Source organism: Halomonas citrativorans (assembly GCF_014898005.1).
Taxonomy (GTDB): Bacteria; Pseudomonadota; Gammaproteobacteria; order Pseudomonadales; family Halomonadaceae; genus Vreelandella; species Vreelandella citrativorans.
The window spans coordinates 1-18,467 of record NZ_JABUYX010000021.1 but is presented as its reverse complement, the minus strand read 5'-3'; the positions used below and the strand labels follow the sequence as shown (position 1 = coordinate 18,467).

At 49.0% G+C, this 18,467-nt stretch carries 19 protein-coding genes and 1 tRNA gene; 12 read left to right on the top strand and 8 right to left on the bottom strand.

The annotated features are described in order from the left end of the window. Nucleotides 1-13: 13 nt before the first annotated feature. Entirely contained in the window at nt 14-781 is a 768-nt protein-coding gene (gloB, locus tag INT20_RS14735; RefSeq protein ID WP_193054592.1) for a hydroxyacylglutathione hydrolase, read from the bottom strand. Nucleotides 782-892: 111 nt separating this feature from the next. Here gloB and INT20_RS14730 point away from each other — a divergent pair, with 111 nt between their 5' ends. From INT20_RS14730 to nudC, 4 genes are read left to right on the top strand one after another with little or no spacing between them, the layout of a single operon-like run. Continuing rightward, nucleotides 893-1,669: a class I SAM-dependent methyltransferase gene (locus tag INT20_RS14730; protein WP_172118771.1), complete on the top strand. Its 777-nt coding sequence runs from the start codon at nt 893-895 to the stop codon at nt 1,667-1,669. Nucleotides 1,670-1,691: 22 nt separating this feature from the next. Then, nucleotides 1,692-2,171, top strand: coding sequence for a ribonuclease HI (gene rnhA, locus INT20_RS14725; RefSeq protein ID WP_406565437.1), 480 nt, complete (start codon nt 1,692-1,694; stop codon nt 2,169-2,171). Next, nucleotides 2,171-2,908, top strand: a complete 738-nt coding sequence (gene dnaQ, locus INT20_RS14720; protein WP_172118769.1) for a DNA polymerase III subunit epsilon — start codon at nt 2,171-2,173, stop codon at nt 2,906-2,908. The genes rnhA and dnaQ overlap by 1 nt, the downstream gene beginning before the upstream one ends. Next, nucleotides 2,901-3,683 (top strand): NAD(+) diphosphatase, encoded by a 783-nt coding sequence (nudC, locus tag INT20_RS14715; RefSeq protein ID WP_172118768.1) that lies wholly within the window; start codon nt 2,901-2,903, stop codon nt 3,681-3,683. The genes dnaQ and nudC overlap by 8 nt, the downstream gene beginning before the upstream one ends. Nucleotides 3,684-3,722: 39 nt before the next feature. On the opposite strand, the gene INT20_RS14710 is transcribed toward nudC, so the two are convergent. Continuing rightward, complete coding sequence (locus INT20_RS14710) at nt 3,723-4,031, bottom strand: SCP2 sterol-binding domain-containing protein (protein WP_172118767.1); 309 nt, start codon at nt 4,029-4,031, stop codon at nt 3,723-3,725. 146 nt (nt 4,032-4,177) lie between these two features. Here INT20_RS14710 and sohB point away from each other — a divergent pair, with 146 nt between their 5' ends. Beyond that, nucleotides 4,178-5,221, top strand: coding sequence for a protease SohB (gene sohB / locus INT20_RS14705; protein WP_193057189.1), 1,044 nt, complete (start codon nt 4,178-4,180; stop codon nt 5,219-5,221). A 21-nt stretch (nt 5,222-5,242) separates the two neighbouring features. Here sohB and INT20_RS14700 read toward each other — a convergent pair whose 3' ends face one another. Further along, nucleotides 5,243-5,563: an ArsR/SmtB family transcription factor gene (locus INT20_RS14700; protein WP_087111368.1), complete on the bottom strand. Its 321-nt coding sequence runs from the start codon at nt 5,561-5,563 to the stop codon at nt 5,243-5,245. Nucleotides 5,564-5,862: 299 nt separating this feature from the next. On the opposite strand from INT20_RS14700, the gene INT20_RS14695 reads away from it, so the two are divergent. The 3 genes from INT20_RS14695 (at nt 5,863) to INT20_RS14685 (ending at nt 9,470) form a co-directional block, all read left to right on the top strand. Next, entirely contained in the window at nt 5,863-7,776 is a 1,914-nt protein-coding gene (locus tag INT20_RS14695) for a propionyl-CoA synthetase (protein ID WP_193057188.1), read from the top strand. A 137-nt stretch (nt 7,777-7,913) separates the two neighbouring features. Continuing rightward, nucleotides 7,914-8,582: a 7-cyano-7-deazaguanine/7-aminomethyl-7-deazaguanine transporter gene (locus INT20_RS14690; RefSeq protein ID WP_172118764.1), complete on the top strand. Its 669-nt coding sequence runs from the start codon at nt 7,914-7,916 to the stop codon at nt 8,580-8,582. Nucleotides 8,583-8,663: 81 nt separating this feature from the next. After that, nucleotides 8,664-9,470: an alpha/beta fold hydrolase gene (locus tag INT20_RS14685; RefSeq protein WP_193057187.1), complete on the top strand. Its 807-nt coding sequence runs from the start codon at nt 8,664-8,666 to the stop codon at nt 9,468-9,470. 86 nt (nt 9,471-9,556) lie between these two features. Here the strand turns inward: INT20_RS14685 and INT20_RS14680 are convergent, their stop codons facing one another. Further along, nucleotides 9,557-10,546 carry an ABC transporter substrate-binding protein gene (locus INT20_RS14680; RefSeq protein ID WP_226912193.1) on the bottom strand — a complete coding sequence of 330 codons (990 nt, stop codon included), beginning with the start codon at nt 10,544-10,546 and terminating at the stop codon, nt 9,557-9,559. 289 nt (nt 10,547-10,835) lie between these two features. Between INT20_RS14680 and INT20_RS14675 the strand changes: the two genes are divergently transcribed. Together INT20_RS14675 and INT20_RS14670 are read left to right on the top strand one after the other, a co-directional pair. Then, complete coding sequence (locus INT20_RS14675) at nt 10,836-12,542, top strand: potassium/proton antiporter (protein WP_193057185.1); 1,707 nt, start codon at nt 10,836-10,838, stop codon at nt 12,540-12,542. Nucleotides 12,543-12,600: 58 nt separating this feature from the next. Continuing rightward, nucleotides 12,601-12,691, top strand: a tRNA-Ser gene (locus INT20_RS14670). Nucleotides 12,692-12,891: 200 nt separating this feature from the next. Here the strand turns inward: INT20_RS14670 and mobV are convergent. Continuing rightward, the gene (gene mobV / locus INT20_RS14665) at nt 12,892-13,893 is read right to left on the bottom strand and encodes a MobV family relaxase (RefSeq protein ID WP_193057184.1); all 1,002 of its coding nucleotides are present in this window, start codon (nt 13,891-13,893) and stop codon (nt 12,892-12,894) included. Between the two features lie 220 nt (nt 13,894-14,113). Further along, nucleotides 14,114-14,719, bottom strand: a complete 606-nt coding sequence (locus INT20_RS14660; RefSeq protein WP_193057183.1) for a helix-turn-helix domain-containing protein — start codon at nt 14,717-14,719, stop codon at nt 14,114-14,116. A gap of 141 nt (nt 14,720-14,860) precedes the next feature. On the opposite strand from INT20_RS14660, the gene INT20_RS14655 reads away from it, so the two are divergent. Then, nucleotides 14,861-15,193: a hypothetical protein gene (locus INT20_RS14655; RefSeq protein WP_193057182.1), complete on the top strand. Its 333-nt coding sequence runs from the start codon at nt 14,861-14,863 to the stop codon at nt 15,191-15,193. Beyond that, complete coding sequence (locus INT20_RS14650; RefSeq protein ID WP_193057181.1) at nt 15,190-15,633, top strand: hypothetical protein; 444 nt, start codon at nt 15,190-15,192, stop codon at nt 15,631-15,633. The genes INT20_RS14655 and INT20_RS14650 overlap by 4 nt, the downstream gene beginning before the upstream one ends. A 298-nt stretch (nt 15,634-15,931) precedes the next feature. Here the strand turns inward: INT20_RS14650 and INT20_RS14645 are convergent, their stop codons facing one another. Both INT20_RS14645 and INT20_RS14640 read right to left on the bottom strand, forming a co-directional pair. Beyond that, nucleotides 15,932-17,104, bottom strand: coding sequence for a tyrosine-type recombinase/integrase (locus tag INT20_RS14645; protein ID WP_193057180.1), 1,173 nt, complete (start codon nt 17,102-17,104; stop codon nt 15,932-15,934). Between the two features lie 370 nt (nt 17,105-17,474). Further along, nucleotides 17,475-18,257 (bottom strand): 3-hydroxybutyrate dehydrogenase, encoded by a 783-nt coding sequence (locus tag INT20_RS14640; RefSeq protein ID WP_193057179.1) that lies wholly within the window; start codon nt 18,255-18,257, stop codon nt 17,475-17,477. Between the last annotated feature and the right edge of the window lie 210 nt (nt 18,258-18,467).

Below are 18,467 nucleotides of genomic sequence, written 5' to 3'. Positions count from 1 at the left end.
TTCTGGAGCGTTCTTAAAATCGGTTCTTCCACTCACGTAGAGTGGCGAACGTCGCGAGGTCGTTGTCATTAGCTCCCTGTTCTCCTGCCGCTTGGCGTACGCTTTGGGTACCGACGCGCAGGTAGGGATTAATTTTCAGCTCGCGTCCTATTGTGCTGGGTAAGGTGGGGCGATTTAATGCCCGAGCCTTTTCACACTCACTTAAGGCATAAGTCACATCGTCATTCTCTGGGTCAGCTGCGTGGGCAAATACAAGATTCGCCTGTGTGTATTCATGAGCAGCAAAGACCAGTGTATCGGCAGGTAGTTCCGCGAGTTTGTTCAATGACGTGTGCATTTGTTCGGGTGTGCCTTCAAATAAACGGCCACAGCCTGCACAAAACAGCGTATCTCCACAAAACAGTAGTGCCGGAATACCCGGCGTATAAAAGCTAATGTGATCAAGCGTGTGCCCAGGGGTTGCCATGACATCAAATTGGCGTCCCATCACACGCACGGTGTCGCCGTCACCGACATGCTGATTAATACCCTGAATATCCGGATTCGCTGGACCAATGACATGGGGAGAGTAGCGCTTGATGAGCGTTGCCAAGCCTCCCGTATGATCATGGTGATGATGCGTAATCAGAATGGTGTCCAGCGTCAGCGATTCACGCTCTAACAGCTTGATGACAGGATCGGCCTCACCGGGGTCCACCACGCAAACGCTTTGACTGGTATCTTGTCTCAATAGCCAAATATAGTTGTCGCTAAGGGCGGGAATCGGTGTCACGCTCATCATGGGCGAGATCCTTTTAAGGGTTGCAAACCTGCTGTCATTACGCTGATAAGTACGTTGAAAAGACACATAGAAAGCGTTAAAAAGCCGTTACTTTGGAGGGAAGCGCTGTCCATGTCAAATTCGACAACGGCCGATAAGGCGATGACCAGCCGCTTGGTAAATAGCCAAGCCTACTGGAAAACGGATACTGGTCGATCACTGTGGGACGTGCAACGTGCTTGCCTAGGGCCCGTGGTTGAAAGCCGGGCGGGCAGGCATAGCCTGGAGATAAGCATGGGGCCTTCTTTGATGACCATGTCGTCGATACCGCACGCGGTCCGCTGGGTTCCAACGCTTGAGTTCGCCACCAGCCCATCAACGCTGGTTTGCCCACCTGACCGTTTGGCGTTGCCTGATCGTTGTATGGATGTAGTTATCATCCACCACTGGCTAGAGCAATTGGAAAACCCTCACCACACCCTACAAGAAGCGGCACGAGTGACGGCGGACAACGGAATGCTGGTGCTCTTTGGTTTTAATCCTCTGAGCGTTAAAGGCCTGGCACATCAGTGGCGTAAACGCCGGCCCGAATTCCCTTGGAACGGGCAGTGGCACAAGCTTGGGCGACTGCGTGACTGGCTAGCATTTGTCGATTTTGAGGTCGAACGCGTAGACTATTGCTGTTTTAGAGGCTTGCTGAATGCGTCTTGCCCCGAAGGGCGAGAGGCGCTGGGGCGTCGGCATAATTTGCCTTGGGGGGAAAGTTACATGATCCAGGCACATCGCCGCCAGCAGTCGGCTTACGTCAAACGCATTAAGTTTGCGCTACAACGCCCTGTTTCCTCTTCATCGCTCGGTGCTACACGCAGAGGTAAACCGGCGCATAACCAGTCTCATCAGGATACGTAGCGCCAATACCTGTTAATAAAGGATGGAAAGATTGAGTAATCAAGCGGCCGAGCAGCTACCGCAGGTCACGGTATATACCGATGGTGCATGTCGGGGAAATCCTGGCCCTGGCGGTTGGGGGGTGGTGCTGTCTAGCGGCGAGCATGAAAAGACCTTAAAAGGTTATGAAGCTGACACCACTAATAACCGGATGGAATTAATGGCTGCCATTATGGCGCTGCGCACGCTCAATAAGCCGTGTGAGATCGCGCTATGGACCGACTCTCAGTATGTTCGCCAAGGCATTACTCAGTGGATTCACAACTGGGTTAAACGCGGCTGGAAAACCGCCGCCAAGCAGCCAGTCAAGAACGCCGAGCTGTGGAAAGCGCTGCACGAAGAGACCCATCGACACAAGGTAGAGTGGCACTGGGTAAAAGGGCATAGCGGGCATCCAGGTAATGAGCGCGCTGATGCGCTCGCCAATGAAGCCATTGATGAGCACCAGCAGAGGAGAGCGTGATGCGCCAAATTATCATGGATACCGAAACGACCGGTATCGACCCCAAGGATGGCCATCGCATTGTAGAGATTGGCGCCGTTGAAATGGTGAATCGCCGTTTTACTGGGCGTACCTATCATCAATATATCAACCCTGAGCGGCATATCGACGCAGAAGTCGTGGCAATTCACGGCATTGACGATGAAAAGGTCGCAAACGAGCCAGTGTTTGCTCAAATAGCGGACGAGTTCTGGGCTTTTATCGAAGGCGCAGAGCTGGTTATTCATAATGCCCCCTTCGATGTGGGTTTTATGGATCATGAATTTGGCCGGTTAAATAAGCAGCGCAGTGGAGCGCCATTAGGTCCGGTGCGTGAGCACTGCCGCGTTCTGGATACGCTCACAATGGCCCGGGAGCTGCATCCAGGTCAGCGTAATAGCCTGGATGCCCTGTGTAAGCGTTATGACATTGATAACGGCCACCGTGTGCTCCACGGGGCGTTGCTCGACTCCGAGATTCTGGCCGACGTTTATCTGGCCATGACGGGAGGGCAAACGGCATTGACGCTGGATGCTGCCACGTCTTCAGAAGAGCAGCAGGCCGATTCGTCAAATGAAGGCCTATCGGTTCAGCGGCTAACGCTTACACCCGGTCAGTTGCGTGTCATCCGTCCAAGCGCACAAGAGCACGCCGCTCATCAGGCAAAATGCCAGGCACATAAGCTGAATTGGTTTGAGGAACGTGATCACAATGCTTAGGCGTGAGATTCCCCACCATGTACGTGAAGGGCGCGTTGTTCGTCTATCGCGCAGCCAACTGGCGCCAGCCCCTCTATCGGGCGACCAGGAGCTGACGCCGCTTCAGCCTTATCAACCTTGGACTGAACAAATGCAGCCGTTGTGTTACTGGAATGACGAGCCAGTAGCGCTATGGGTTGATAAAGAGCCGGGTGATGACTGGATTGATGGGCGCCAATGGATGGCGGATCTTCCCAGCGGGTGGTTTAGCTTGATTTCTACCGCGCTTCAGGTTGGCGCATGGCTTGAGAATCACCGTTTTTGCGGACGTTGTGGCGCTGCGGCCACGAGGCTTGAAGCTGAATTCGCCATGCACTGTAATGCGTGTGGGCATCGCAACTACCCACGTATTTCACCGTGTATTATCACTCTGGTCACCAGCGGTGAAGCGATGCTGTTAGCACGAAGCCCACGTTTCCCGCCAGGACGTTACTCGACCCTGGCAGGCTTTATTGAACCGGGTGAGTCAGCCGAAGAGGCTGTCCATCGTGAAGTGTTCGAGGAAGTGGGTGTACATGTTGATAAGCTGCGCTACCACCAAAGTCAGGCATGGCCATTCCCCCATTCACTGATGTTTGGTTTTTTTGCTGAAGCGACCACGCGGCGTATTAATATCGATGGGGTAGAGATTAGCGATGCGGCCTGGTTTTCGCCGCGGCAACTACCTTCGTTGCCGCCGCCGTACTCCATTTCACGTGAACTGATTGAAACGCATTTGGCTAAATGGCGTGAGTAAGCCACTAACACCCTGGCTTAAAAAGTTCACGGCGAGCGTTTAGTTGGGAAACAGGCTGGTGAGTTTGGTGGCCAGCATTACGTTGCCGGTTGCTTTTAACTTGCCAGTCATAAAGGCGGTCATGCCATTGATATCACCTGTCATAATACCCTTGAGGGTATCTGTGCCCATGCTCAAGCTGACCGAAGGATCATCATGTTCGCCTTCCTGAACATCCAGAGCGCGATCCTTGATAACAAGGTAGTGATCACCCGCATCTTCAAAGTGAAATTGAAATACTTCGTCCATACCCTCAGCCGCATCCGGATTAAAGCGTGCTTTCAACTTATCAAGCGTGCTGTTTGACATAACTATCTCTCCAAAGGCGGTAAAATATATAAATGGGTCATCAATGACCCGATGAATGTGAATGAGAGTATTTTAAACAATCGTTTAGTTCAAGCCGTGCGAACGGATATTGAACGATAGTGCTAAACCTTGGCAGGAGCGTATACGTGAGTGAATGGATAGCAGGAATGGGCACCTTTCTGGTGCAAGCGACGATGGTTGTTGGATTGCTGGGAGGCGTCGCCTTGCTGATCTTGCGCAGCAAAGCAACTCAAGAAAGTGATCTTCGGTTGCATATTGAGCCACTCAATGAGCAGCGTCAGTCGCGTAATCGCCGTCTTCGCATGGCTGCCACTGAGCAGGGCGCGCGTAAAAAGCTGCTTAAGGGGTTTCGCCAGGAAGACAAGAGTCGTCAAAAAACAGCGAAAAGCAAAGAGGCTACTCGATCAAAGAACAGAGTATGGGTGCTGGATTTTCACGGTGATATCAAAGCTTCTCAAACGGAGCTTTTCGCTCAGGAAGTATCGGCCATTATTGATGTCGCTGAGCCCAATGACGAAGTAGTGGTACGTTTGGAGTCTGCTGGGGGGCTTGTGCATGCCTATGGATTGGCTGCCGCACAACTGGATAGGCTGCAAAGCGCGGGCCTTACTACCACCGTGTGTGTCGATAAGGTGGCGGCCAGCGGCGGATATATGATGGCCTGTACGGCTCAGCATATTAAAGCTGCGCCGTTTGCGGTAATTGGCTCAATTGGTGTGGTCGCTCAGGTGCCGAACATTCACCGCCTTCTTAAACGTCATGATATTGACGTTGAGCTACTTACGGCGGGTAAGTACAAGCGCACGCTAACGGTGATTGGTGAGAATACCCAGGAAGGCCGTGAAAAATTTGTAGAAAACCTGGAAAATACTCATCGCCTGTTTAAGGACTACGTGAGTAGCCACCGCCCTGAAATGGATATCGATACCCTGGCAACAGGGGAAATTTGGTACGGCAGCGAAGCCGTTGTCAATCAGTTGATCGATAGCCTGGGCACCAGTGAGGCGTATCTGGTTGAACGAATGGCCGACGCCAATGTATACCATGTGCGCCTTGAAGCGCCGAAAACTATCAGCCGCAAAATAGGCTTGGCGGTCTCGGCGGGTGTAGAAAACGCCGCGCTAAAGGCTCTCAGCATGCTGGAGGCCTCCGGCTGGCAGCGTCGGTAGTCCCTAAAAACAGTGCGTTTTTTACGTTGTATAGTGCTGCGCCAGGGTGTCTAAAATTGCCTTGGCGCTGTCGCTACGCAAGGAGTAATAAATGGTTTGTGACTCACGTCGTGTATTGACCAGCTCATCCCTGCGTAAAATAGCCAGATGCTGCGAAAGCGCCGATTGGCTCAGTGAAAGCTGCTGATTAATCTGCGTGACCGAAAGCTCCTCCTCGGCCAGTAAGCAGAGTATTTGTAGGCGTTTTTCATTCGCCAAGGCTTTTAATAAATTCGTAGCTGATACAAGGTTTTGGCAGTTATTTTCGAGCAGACATGCAGCGGCGCTTGAGGACGCAGACATCATAATCTCCTTGCCTACACTGGACGGGAAGCGGTCATTTTTAGTGTTTATACATGCATTTTTATCAATTGTTATGCCATCGCCGCAGTGCAACGATGATTAATTTAATAATCGGTAATTTAGTGAGTTTTGTCCAAATCTTCATTTAACGGTTAATCAATGATAACGCTGGCTCTTTAACGTCTTCCCTGGCCCATTGTCCGTCTTTAGCCGATAGTATGAGGGTGAGTACGGCAATTACTTTATAGAGTAGGAGCTATTCAATGCTACTTCGATAATACAATAAAGACAGGGTCATTATGAGCCGCTACCAAGAATCCTACCTGCAAGCGAACAGTCAGCCCGAACACTTCTGGGCTGAGCAGGCCAAACGCCTGCCCTGGTTTACGCCACCTACACGGATTCTTACCTATGATGACCAGCAGCATGCTCGCTGGTTTAGCGATGGTGAGATCAACATCTGCTATGCCGCGCTCGACCACCATGTTGAGCAGGGCCGAGCGGAACAGCCTGCTATTTACTGGGATTCACCCGTAACGCATGCCAAGGCAACGTTAACCTACCGGCAACTGCGTGATCAGGTAGCCTACTTTGCCGGTGCGCTTTCCGAACTTGGCGTAAAAAAAGGGGATCGAGTGGTGATTTATATGCCCATGATTCCTGAAGCCTTGGTCGCGATGTATGCCTGTGCGCGGCTTGGGGCCGTCCATTCCGTCGTTTTTGGCGGTTTTGCGCCTCATGAGCTTGCGGCAAGAATCGAGGATGCTGAACCCAGCGTGGTGGTTGCTGCCTCCTGTGGTGTTGAGGTAGATAAGGTCATTCCCTATAAGCCAATCATTGACCAGGCGCTGGCATTAAGTACTCACCAGCCGAATGCCTGTGTGATTTATCAGCGTGACATAGCACCGGCTACCTTGGGCGAGCGTGATTATGACTGGAAGGATTTAGTGGCCAGCGCCGCCTTTGCCGAATGTGTTCCCGTAAAAGGGACCGATCCCCTGTATATCTTGTACACCTCAGGCACGACGGGAAAACCCAAAGGTGTGGTACGGGATACTGGCGGTTATGCGGTGGCGCTTGAGTACTCGATGGAGGCAATTTACGCCCTGGAGCCTGGCGACGTATTTTTTACTGCCTCAGATGTGGGGTGGGTGGTAGGCCACTCCTATATTGTTTACGCCCCGCTACTGCGAGGCTGTACCAGCGTTGTTTATGAAGGCAAACCGGTCAATACACCCGATGCGGGTAGCTTCTGGCGCATTATTGAGGAATACAACGTCAAAAGCTTCTTTACCGCGCCCACGGCTTTTCGGGCAATTAAAAAAGCGGATCCGGATGCCGCGCTGTTTTCCCGGTACGATATCAGTAGCTTGAAGTACGTGTTTGTAGCGGGTGAGCGACTTGACCCGCCTACATTTCATTGGCTGGATGATCTGCTGGATGTGCCGGTGATTGATCACTGGTGGCAAACCGAGACAGGCTGGCCGATTGCTGCTAACCAACCAGGCCTGGCAACCATGCCTATTAAAGCGGGGTCGGCGACCTTGCCGGTGCCTGGATTTAATGTACAGGTGTTAGGCCGCGACGGCGAACCCGCAGCACCCATGGAGCAGGGGAGTGTGGTTATCAAGCAACCGATGCCGCCTGGGTGCCTGGTGGGCATTTGGCATGACCCCCAGCGTTTTCACAGCGCTTATATGGCGGCGTTTCCGGGTTACTACTTAACTGGCGACGGCGGCTACTTCGATGAAGAGGGTTATCTGTTCATTATGGGGCGCACCGATGACGTGATCAATGTGGCAGGGCATCGGCTCTCCACCGGAGAAATGGAGGAGGTGGTGGGGGCGCACCCTGCGGTGGCTGAATGTGCGGTGATTGGCATCCACGATATGCTGAAAGGACAAATCCCCCTTGGCCTGGTGATTCCCAAGGATGGATTTAACGGCGATGAAATAGCGCTTGAAAATGAGCTGATCGCGCGTGTCCGTGAGTATATTGGTCCTATCGCATGTTTTAAGCAGGTGCTGGTGGTCAACCGTTTGCCGAAAACCCGCTCTGGAAAAATATTGCGAAAGCTATTGCGCACGATTGCAGATGGGAAGGCGTTTGGGATCCCCTCCACCATTGATGACCCGGCAAGCCTGGAGGATGTGCGTATCGCCATGTGTGAACGCGCTATCGGCGATGCCGATAAAGCAACGCCGAGTGATTGAGTCAATTAAGTGCTGACAGGCAGGGTGGCGACTTTTAATGTAGTTAAGAACGCGTATAATGCGCGGCCAGCAGCGCTATGCGCTTTCTTATGAGGGTTCCCTAACCCCTCTTGGCTTGTAAAAAAAGGTCATTTTGCATGTTTGCACTAAGTGATACGCAGTACCGCCGTTGCCTCGTGGTAATGGTCGCCTTCCATATCGGCATTATTGCTGCCAGTAACTACCTTGTTCAGCTGCCGTTTACGCTCTTTGGGTTCCATACCACTTGGGGAGCGTTTAGTTTTCCATTTATCTTTCTGGCCACTGACTTAACGGTCCGCCTTTTCGGCAAAAATGCTGCACGCGCCATCATCTTGCGCGTGATGTTGCCCGCTCTGGTCGTGTCGTATGTTGTGTCGGTCGTATTTCCGCGAGGCAGTTTTGCCGGGTTTGAAGCACTTGGCGAGTGGAATGTGTTTGTGGCGCGCATTGCGCTGGCAAGCTTTCTTGCGTATGTCATAGGGCAGTTACTGGACGTGCAGGTATTTGATCGCTTGCGTCAATTGGCCTGGTGGGTAGCGCCGGTATGCTCGACGGTGCTTGGCAATCTTGCTGACACTTACGCGTTCTTCTCCACCGCATTCTATAACAGCCCTGACGCCTTTATGGCCGCAAACTGGCTAGAAATTGCTGCGGTGGACTATGCCATAAAGCTCGCCATCAGCCTGCTGTTCTTTTTACCCTTATACGGCTTGCTGCTTGCCTGGTTGACGCGCCGTTTAGTGGTTTGGACGGGGCATACCGACCTATCTCCGCGTACGGTTTAATAATGTACGGCTAATCGTTGTTGCTTAACAATGACGGCCTTGTTGACAATCACCTGATTAATCAACGCTTAGGGAGTTTACATGACTGATGCTGCCACGGTGGACCTTCACTATCTGGACATGGAGAGTGAAGGAACTCCCGATGCGACACCGCTTGTGGTGATTCATGGCTTAATGGGTAGTGCCGACAACTGGCGCTCCCATTTGAAAGTCTGGCAGCGTTCGCGCCGCGTCATTGCCGTGGATTTACGTAACCATGGTCGTTCACCGCATAGCGATGATATGCGTTATGCCACGATGGCCCAGGACGTCATTGCACTGCTCGATAGTCTCTCTATTACTCAGGCGCATGTGCTTGGCCACTCCATGGGCGGTAAAGTTGCTATCAGCCTTGCAAGGCTGGCGCCCCAGCGCGTAGTGACGTTGACAATAGGCGATATCGCCCCGGTCGTTTATGAGCATGGCCATGATGATGTTTTTGCGGCCCTTAAGCGTGTTAGAGAAGGCCGGCCAAAAAATCGTCGTGAAGCCGATGAGCTGCTGGCTGAACACGTTGATTCGCGATCTACACGGCTATTTCTGGCGACCAACTTAGCGCGTACTGAAGAAGGCGAGTTGGGGCTACGCATAGGGCTGGATGAGATTCAGCGAGGGTATGACGATATTATGGACTTGCCTGCGGGAGAAGCCCCTTACGAAGGCCCGACGCTCGTGCTTCGCGGCGCCCAGTCGCACTATGTGACGGACGATATGCTGCCTGCCTTGCGTGAGATGATGCCCCAGGCGCGCGTAGTAACGCTTAAAAACGCAGGTCACTGGCTTCACGCAGAGCAGCCTGAGGCGTTTCAGCAAGCCGTTGAGGCCTTTTTGGAACACCATGAGCGCTAGGCTGCTTGAAAACAGTGCCTGCACTTAACAGGTCTTAATGATAAGCCCCCGCTACGAGTTTCTCCTGAACAATCAGCGCTCCCGGATTAAAGAGTGTAAGGGTCAATGGCCAAACGTGATGTGGGCAGTTCAGCGTCTATTAGCCCTTGCTGTAAAAGATACGTTTCAAACGTTGCATAACGGCGTGCGTTCAAGGTAGCAGGGCTTAATGCGATCCGGCGTAGAATATCCGGCCAGGCGTTGGCATTGGTTGCGTTATCAAGAATGGGGTGAGCACCAATCAGCGTTTCCCAAGCGGACTCCGGATTTTCCACCATCCAGTTGCTGGCTTCTTCTAACGCCACCAAAAAACGCGACCACGTATCGGCTTTTTTGGCTAATGAGTTGCTATTGGCCACTACAATTAGCCCATCATGGCGTGGAATGCCCAGCTCGTTATAGCGCACGGTGTGCGTGGCAATGCCGTTTGAGGCTAATTGCTCGGGCAGAAAATGATAAAAGCCGTCAGCAATGGCATCTATGCTCTCTTCAGTAAACGCATTGACCACATTAAAATGAACGCTTTGGGGCGCTAAAAATGTATCGGTTTGGCGTACGGAGCGCGGCACGAGCTTGGGAACCAGCAAGTTGGCACCTTCTCGGGTGTTGTAGCCATAATGAAGCCCGGCCAGGTGCGTCGCATTTTCCGGTTGAGCGTCGCCAGTGACAATGACGGCGTTAAGCGGCGTTTCAATCAGTGTCGCAATGCGCGTGATGGGAGCATCTTCGTGGGCAAGTAGATGCAGCAATGGCTGGCGCGTTAACGCTAAATCCACTTCTCCCGCTGTCAGCAGCTTTATGGCGATCGCAGGGTCCGCCGGTGTTTGAAGCTCCACTTCCAACCCCTGTGCGCTAAACAGGTCTCTCGTTTGCGCAACGACCAAGGCCGCATGCTGAGGACTAAGATACCAGTCCAGCATTAAACGCACGCTTTTCAATGGCGGCGGCTCAAGCGGAGCCGGAGGTGTTAGCGCCGTAGTGGGCACTTCATCAACAGCATCACTGTCAACGGATAGCCACAGCATGTCAGGAATCATAATGTCACTTTCAAGAGAAAGCGGTGTCTGATCCTCCTTCGGCGTGTCTTGTTCTGCATAAGCTAATGAATATGCGAAAAATAAACAAAAAATCACCATCAAAAAGCGTAAGTGCCTATAACCAGAAAGGCAGCATGACATAATCATAACTCCTGATATCGAGATGCGGAGTTTATCCCTGACAAACGGTGCGTGACTAGCCTTGAACGTGTTGGTCTGCTGAGTTCGCACAGTAAATTTACCGGTAGCATGCAATAATAGTGTGGCATTGATGTAGAGACGGAGAGACATGGACGGAATTTACACCTTCTTTTTAATTGGTGGTTCTCTAATGGCACTGAGCATTTTGGCGAGCCGACTCTCGTCAATGGTTGGTGTGCCACTTCTGCTCATCTTCCTGGGGCTAGGTATGCTGGCAGGGGAGGAAGGCGTTCTTGGCGTTGCCTTTGACGACTACTCAATGGCGTTCACAATTGGCCACCTCGCGCTTGCCATGATTCTGCTTGATGGCGGTTTACGTACGCGCCTTAAAACGTTCCGGGTAGGTTTTAAGCCGGCACTTTCGCTGGCGACTTTCGGGGTTTTTATCACCAGTGCGGTCGTGGGTATGATCGCTATGTGGGTGTTTGATTTAACGCTGGTGCAAGGGTTATTGGTGGGCGCTATTGTGGGTTCCACCGATGCTGCCGCCGTTTTCTCAATGCTTAGCGGTCGTGGCGTGAACCTCAACGAGCGGGTAGGGGCAACGCTTGAGATCGAATCGGGCACCAACGACCCAATGGCGATTTTTCTGACCTTAATGCTGGTAGAGCTTTTGGTCGGTGATATGGGCGGGGTATTTGAGACTCTGACCTTCTTTGTTTCTCAATTTGGTATTGGCTTGATTGTCGGCATTGGCGGTGGTTGGCTAAGCGCCAAGCTGCTCCGCTGGCTGGATTTAGCGCCTGGCCTTTATGCCATGCTGGCATTGGCGCTGGGCTTTAGCGTTTTCGGGCTTACCAGTGTGCTGGGAGGCAGTGGCTTTCTGGCGATTTACCTGGCAGGCCTGATGATCGGCAATCAGCCTGGCCGACACCTCAACTTTATTCTTCCCGTGCACGATGGCCTGGCGTGGTTAAGCCAGATTGGCCTTTTCCTGGTGCTGGGGCTTCTGGTAACACCCAGCCAGCTGTGGGACGTTGCATTACCCGCAAGCCTGGTTGCGCTGGCACTGATCTTCATTGCGCGCCCTTTGGCGGTATTAATTACCATTAAGCCATTTTTTAAATTTCGCTGGCGTGAAACCTTTTTTATCGCTTGGGTAGGCTTAAGGGGAGCAGTGCCCATTGTGCTGGCCATTTTCCCCGTCATTGGTGGGGTAGAAAATGCGTCACTTTACTTTAACGTCGCCTTTGCGGTTGTGTTGTTGTCTCTATTGATACAAGGCGGCTCGCTCACGTTGGCAGCCCGATTATTAAAAGTGGAGGTGCCAGTAGGCACAACGCCTAACCGCCGTGGGCCGCTGGGGATTTTGCCAGATAACGATTTTGAGATGTTTGTTTACGTGGTCGAAAATCGGGACCTAGAAGATGTGCCCATCCGGCTGCTGCGCTTCCCATCGGGTGCGTTGATTTCAGCGCTGTTTCGTAATCACACCATGCTGCATCCCAAGGGCAGTACCCGGCTGAAATTAGACGATGTCATCTGCGTGATAGGACGCACAGAAGATCTTTCTGCGCTAAACCGCTTATTCAATGGCGACGCTGGCCTCAAGCATGAGCGTGCGTTCTTTGGTACTTTCACGCTAGAGGGCGACGCACTTATGCAGGACGTTGCTCAAGCATATGGCTTAACGCTAAGCCCGGGGGAGCATAGTATGACCCTCGCCGAGTTCGTCGCACTGCGCGTGGGTGGGCATCCTGTAGTGGGTGATGATGTGGATTGGCATGGTATTCACTGGGTCGTCAGCGAAATGGAAAAGGGCACGATTACCCGTGTAGGCCTGCGATTGTATTAATTGGGCTAGAAGGTATTGACTTCCAAGGGAATACTGCTATTATACGCACCCATAAGCCGGAGGGATGGCAGAGCGGTTGAATGCACCGGTCTTGAAAACCGGCATAGGTTAATAGCCTATCCAGGGTTCGAATCCCTGTCCCTCCGCCATTTTTTAAAAAGCCCGTAAAGTCAATGACTTACGGGCTTTGTTTTTTTGTATTCTAACCACAGTTTCTAACCAAAACTGTATGGCTCTATTCAGGCATATGCCGGTTTTTTCAGTTAGGCAAGGCCTAGCCCTTGCTCCTGTCCAGAAAAGCCTCTCAAAGCCGTTTTGGAGCGATTGAGAAGGGAAGCCAGTGCTTTGGTCATCTCATGCTAAACGTTTTGGTCTTACCCTCTTTTAATCTGCGATTTTCTTTTGCATACTTTCGGTTTTTTGTCAAGAGTCTTTCGTTTTCACTTTTGAGAAAGTTATTTTCCTTTTCTTTTTCATGCTTGTATCGCTCATACTCTTCATGAATGCGATTTCTAAACCTCAATAACTCTTGGTTTCTGTCTTGTAGCCTTCTAACTTTCTCATTAGCAATTTTGGCTTTTTTCTCAGCTTCTTCCGTAGCTTTAACCTGAGATCCTTTCCTCAGCCTTTGGCATTCAAACTTCCATATTTTGGCAGACTTTGCCATCTTTCTTACTCTTTCCCTTGTCTTTTTGACGTATTCATCTCTGCCAAACAATGGCGGTTTTTCTATTTTTGGAAGCTTAAGCTTTTCTTGCTTAGATTCGTTTACGGCTTGGTAATAGGTCTTTATGTCTTGATGTTTTGCTACACTTTTTTCTTCGCCCCTAACTAGCCCAAATTGTGTCATTGCTTTTGCATAATCGGTTTGAAGTATTGAATGATTTTTTCTGTCTCCCCCAATTAAATCTTTAGCAGAAAGTCTTCCATCTTTTGTTATTGGAACCACATGAGCATGTATGTGGGGGGAGGACTCATCCATATGTAAAACTGCACTGGCTAAGTTGGCTTCTCCATACTTTTCTGTAAGCCATTTAATATTTTCCTCTTGCCACTTATTAAACTGGTCTTGTGTGGCTTTTTCAAACCATTCAGGAGAAGCCGTAAGTATGAACTCAATAGCTCGCACACTGTCTTTACGAACTCTTGCATTGAAGGCTCCTGCCTCAATCCTGTCAGCCACCATACGGTGCAGAAGGTTAGTTTTACCACCAACTAGAACTTGGTTGAGGTTTAGTCTCGAGGGGTCTGCATTGGGGGTATCTCGAAGCCTGAATGTATGCGACCCGCTTCCCGCTACATCTTGAATTGTCTTTAATTTTTTCGTTCTTAGTATTGCATAATTAGCCATTCCTTGGCCCTCCTATATTATTTGTTATTTTTAGGACCATCCATTGGTCCCTCCCGCGAAGCGGGCTCATCGCACAGAGTGCGACCTAGCTTGCTAGGTGGAGTGAGTCCACCTTGATAAGGTGCAAGCAGACCTGGATTATACAGTTTTTCTCATTTCCTCTTTGAACTCAGCTTCTTTATAAAAACTTTAATTTTTAGATTTCTCGTCTCATCATGATTCATAAATATTCCCCTTCTCCAATTTTTTCCAGATATTCTTTTTTAACTTTTTCCTCTTCGTCTAATTCTTGAATTGCCTTCTTTCTCTCTTCCTCTCTGTATTTTTCGGTTATATCTCCTCCCCAGTTATCACCTCTTACTATCCGGTTGAACGGGGATTTTTTCATCTGTATTTCAGATTTTTTAACTTCATACTCTTCACTTGGGCCTCTAAATAACAAGTCAAAGTGAACAATGAGGTCTTTAGTGTCTTCTAAGACACCCATTTCTTTTAGTTTTTTTATTGATCTGCTTACTTGAGGGCGAGACATTCGGCATAATTCTGCAATATCTTTTTGCCTTACTGTGACCCTATTGTAATAATCCAGGTGCCCAAGTAAGCATAAAAAGACCAGATAATCAGAACCACCTAGTTTCATTTTTCCTAACTTGTTATAGAGTGATTTATTTTCTGCATTCATTCCTTCTCCTTTGAGATTTCTTATCTTTCTATCAATATCGTCATGTAGATTGATAACCTTATTAAACAGCCCTTTGAACCCGCCCGGTTCCTCCAAGCTAGATAAAAAGCTGGCTGAGTAAACTTTGATTTTCTTTTTCTTCATGGTATAATGTCCTCTTGTTTATATGCTTTAAAATTAAAATATTAAATACAGCAAATGTTAATTATAACATAAAGTTAGCAAATAAGAAACTTAAAGTTTCATCTTGTTAACTTTTTTATGCTTATGCAGGAGGGAACTTAAGTGCCTAAAGGAAAAGATGTCAGGCCTGCCAAGTGGTCTAGAATATTGGATTTATATGATGATGGAATATACTCAGCTATATGGGGAAGCTTTGATGGCTCTGCCTTAAGAAGGCTTGGAGTACGTTGGAATGGCCAAGGAAGTGATATAGGCTACCCTTCGCAAGGCGGTAATTCACTTTGGTATGCAGAGCCGGATTTTCTCGTTCTTCCTGTTCTTTTTAAGTTACTTGAGGCTTCTTTATCAGATAGCCAAAATATTAACAACGAGCAGGTGGAAAACATCCATACTGCTATTTATGAGGTTTGTAAAAACAAAAGGGAAAAAGTATGAATATAGCCAAATTGTTTTGTGTTGGTGCTGCGTCTTTCCTGGTGGGATGTTCTGCAAAAGCAGATGTTTCATGTAGTGATCAAAATATCACAGAAACAGTTATGAATATTACAGTTTCAGAGCTAAGAGAACAGCTTTTTAAAGTTTATCTTTATAGTGAGCTCGGTGGATTGCCAAAGATTGCTGCCAACATGACTTATGATGAGTATAAGTCTATGGAACCAAATGAGGTTCAAGCCAGAGTTGTGTCAGAAACTGAGGCTACTGTTTCAGCTTTTAACCTAGCCAATATAAGACTTAATTCTAGAAATGAAGATACTGGTCAGATTTCTTGTGGGGCATCTCTGCAAGGGCGAAACAATGAAAGCGTGAATATCGATTATACTGCTCAGCATACGGAGGATGGACAAGTTTACGTAGAAGTGTTTGGGCTAAGGTAAAATATTTTGATAGAGCGATAATCCACTGATGAAAGGTGGGGTTTCTTTCAAATAAAGCTAGAGATATTCAATCTTTGGCATAAAAGTTGACCATATACTCAAAGAGTTGAGCTTATGGTCAACTATAGTTGAGCAAATACTCAACCATGATTTTTTTTATAAAGCAAAAGTGCTTTATATATGACATAAAATCTTTGCTTCTTTCTGCTGGTCTACTCAATAGCTCAATTTTTTGTTGAAAACGACGTTAAGCCTTCGGCATTATTTTGTTTTTAATCCTATGCGGTGGCTTCGCCACCTAGGTATTGAAGGGTGGAATGTTTAACTTTTTTAGAGATTTAAACATCTGTTCAGCACTTGCTCCTTCACTGTAAATATCAAACGTCACGGTTCCGGTTTCATGACCGACTATGGAGGCTATGATAAGCGGTGGGGTATCAATGTGCTGTAAAGCTGTTATGACCGTCTTCCTGATGCTATGGAAGACATAGCGGGCATCATAGCCCATTCCCGTTTTAAGCCTCCCAAAAGCCTTACTGTGGGAGTCTGAGCGAATGCCATACTTATTACCGCCAGAACTCTTTATTAAGTAGCCGTCGCTGGATTTGGTCGCCAGCTCATCAATCAACCTTTTGATTTTAGGATGAATTGGTATTTTTCTGATGCTGGAATCATTTTTGCCTTCTTCAATGAAAAGGCACTTTATACCTTTTTCTTCGATGATATGCTCATTTTTAAGCTTGCATATTTCTTCAATACGGCATCCAGTATAGCTTGCTATCTTTATCATATCGGCAAGTGCTAGCTTTCCTTTTGCTACTGCTTCGCTGTGAAGCTTGGGCAGATCTTCAATAGGAAAGGGGAGTCGCTTTTCTTCTTTCTTCTTGCCTTTCTTGATAGATGGCAGGTCGTGACCTTCAAAGGGCGGGGACTTCTGCTTGTATTTCGTGCGATACTCACGACTATACTTATACATCCATTTGTGGAAACTATTTCCAGCATAGAGATATTGCTTCTTTGTTTTCGGGGTGACTTCCAGGGTTTCTAAGAACCTATGGACTGCTCCAAACGTCAGGTCGTCGCCATTCTCTTTAAAATAAGCATCCATTTGTTTAATTTTGGATATTTGAGTATCGATGGTCTTTGTTGATATTTCCTTGATTTCCTTCTGATATTTCTCAAACTTTTCAAGTTGTTTAGGAGTGAAAGGTAGCTTTGTGCTGTACTTCTGCTGAGCTTTCGGCCACTGGCTCCGCTCGGCTTCGGCCAAGGGCTGACCTTGGCGGGCATTTCGAATCTGCTTCCGCCATGCATGGAGAATTGGCAACTTTCTCTCGTTGGCTTCTCTCTTGCTCCCAGTTTTTAAGGTCTTCGTCAATGCTTTGCGACCACCGAAGGCTTTCCTTACATCTTCGGGTATGTCAAGCCTTACGTGATACATTCCGTTTTTCTGAACTAGATGGTCAGCCATTTCATGATTCCCTGATTGAGTCAGGATATTTTAGCTCAAAAAATAGTCAATTTCTAACCAATAGTTCTAACCAAAAGGTTAAATACCTTCTTATATTATATATAAAACAATTAGTTATGTGATTTATCAGAAAGTCCCTGTCCCTCCGCCACTTATCTCGAAAAGCCCCTGATTCTTCAGAGGCTTTTTTCGATTCTAAGCTCTGCATTTTTGTCCCAATACCTCCTCTATAGAATGCACCGGTCTTTCATTGTGTCCAGAATGTGCAAGCGCGGTGGCTTTGGCGCATTCTTGTAGCATGATTGGCACAGCTTTTTACTCTCTTACCCACCTGGCCTCAGCCACCAAGCCGCTTTCAGCAGACTAGCAGTTACTGCATAAACCAGCCGTGGCTTACTACCAACGACTGACCGGTCATCACATTGCTCTCGGCGCCCGCAAAGAACAGTACGGCATCGGCCACATCGTCAGTGGTAGTGAATTGCCCATCCACGGTGTCTTTAAGCATGACGTTCTTGATCACTTCCTCTTCAGTGATACCCAGCTCTTTTGCTTGCTCAGGGATCTGTTTGTCTACCAAGGGTGTGCGCACAAAACCTGGACATACCACGTTGGACGTCACGTTGTACTCTGCTCCTTCCTTGGCCAGCACCTTGCTAAGGCCGATCAGGCCATGCTTGGCGGTGACATAGGGCGCCTTGAGCTTAGAGGCCTCTTTGGAGTGGACCGAGCCCATATAAATTACACGGCCATAATTGGCGGCGTACATGTGCTTTAAACAGGCTCGCGTAGTAAGGAATGCGCCGTCAAGATGAATGGACAGCAGCTTTTTCCAGTCCTCAAACGGAAAGTCGACCAGCGGATGCACGGTCTGGATACCTGCGTTACTGACCAGGACGTCAATCTTGCCGTACTTGGCAATGACCTCATTGACCGCCTTTTCGACTTGCGCTTCGTCGGTGACGTTCATTGCCACCGCAAACGCATCGGCGCCCGAGGCCTTGATCTCTTCGGCAGTGGCCTTGGCGGCATCCAGGTTGAGATCAGCGATGATAGGAGTACCACCCTCGGCAGCAAAACGAATGGCAATTTCCTTGCCGATGCCGCTGGCAGACCCAGTAATAAGACCAATTCTGTTGTCAAAACGCGCCATGGTATACTCCTTTTAAGTGTTGGAAGTGCCATCAAGATAATCAAAAACAACCTGACCCAAGCCAAGGACCAGGTTGGCGATGCAGTGAGTGGCTGAAACCACGCCAAGAACCGGCAGATAAGCAGCATATAATTGTAGTGGTCAACTAATACCGGACAGTAATTTAAGATTTTCCTCAGCCACAACGGGAGGCATACCATCGTTAAATGA

Excerpts from the sequence above, each read along its gene's own strand:
- INT20_RS14690 (WP_172118764.1), top strand. The coding sequence starts at position 7,914 with ATGTTTGCACTAAGTGATACGCAGTACCGCCGTTGCCTCGTGGTAATG.
- INT20_RS14675 (WP_193057185.1), top strand. The coding sequence starts at position 10,836 with ATGGACGGAATTTACACCTTCTTTTTAATTGGTGGTTCTCTAATGGCA.
- nudC (WP_172118768.1), top strand. The coding sequence starts at position 2,901 with ATGCTTAGGCGTGAGATTCCCCACCATGTACGTGAAGGGCGCGTTGTT.
- mobV (WP_193057184.1), bottom strand. The coding sequence starts at position 13,893 with ATGGCTAATTATGCAATACTAAGAACGAAAAAATTAAAGACAATTCAA.
- INT20_RS14660 (WP_193057183.1), bottom strand. The coding sequence starts at position 14,719 with ATGAAGAAAAAGAAAATCAAAGTTTACTCAGCCAGCTTTTTATCTAGC.
- INT20_RS14640 (WP_193057179.1), bottom strand. The coding sequence starts at position 18,257 with ATGGCGCGTTTTGACAACAGAATTGGTCTTATTACTGGGTCTGCCAGC.
- gloB (WP_193054592.1), bottom strand. The coding sequence starts at position 781 with ATGATGAGCGTGACACCGATTCCCGCCCTTAGCGACAACTATATTTGG.
- INT20_RS14695 (WP_193057188.1), top strand. The coding sequence starts at position 5,863 with ATGAGCCGCTACCAAGAATCCTACCTGCAAGCGAACAGTCAGCCCGAA.
- dnaQ (WP_172118769.1), top strand. The coding sequence starts at position 2,171 with ATGCGCCAAATTATCATGGATACCGAAACGACCGGTATCGACCCCAAG.
- INT20_RS14680 (WP_226912193.1), bottom strand. The coding sequence starts at position 10,546 with ATGATTCCTGACATGCTGTGGCTATCCGTTGACAGTGATGCTGTTGAT.
- INT20_RS14710 (WP_172118767.1), bottom strand. The coding sequence starts at position 4,031 with ATGTCAAACAGCACGCTTGATAAGTTGAAAGCACGCTTTAATCCGGAT.
- INT20_RS14645 (WP_193057180.1), bottom strand. The coding sequence starts at position 17,104 with ATGGCTGACCATCTAGTTCAGAAAAACGGAATGTATCACGTAAGGCTT.
- INT20_RS14685 (WP_193057187.1), top strand. The coding sequence starts at position 8,664 with ATGACTGATGCTGCCACGGTGGACCTTCACTATCTGGACATGGAGAGT.
- INT20_RS14730 (WP_172118771.1), top strand. The coding sequence starts at position 893 with ATGTCAAATTCGACAACGGCCGATAAGGCGATGACCAGCCGCTTGGTA.
- rnhA (WP_406565437.1), top strand. The coding sequence starts at position 1,692 with ATGGAAAGATTGAGTAATCAAGCGGCCGAGCAGCTACCGCAGGTCACG.
- INT20_RS14650 (WP_193057181.1), top strand. The coding sequence starts at position 15,190 with ATGAATATAGCCAAATTGTTTTGTGTTGGTGCTGCGTCTTTCCTGGTG.
- INT20_RS14700 (WP_087111368.1), bottom strand. The coding sequence starts at position 5,563 with ATGTCTGCGTCCTCAAGCGCCGCTGCATGTCTGCTCGAAAATAACTGC.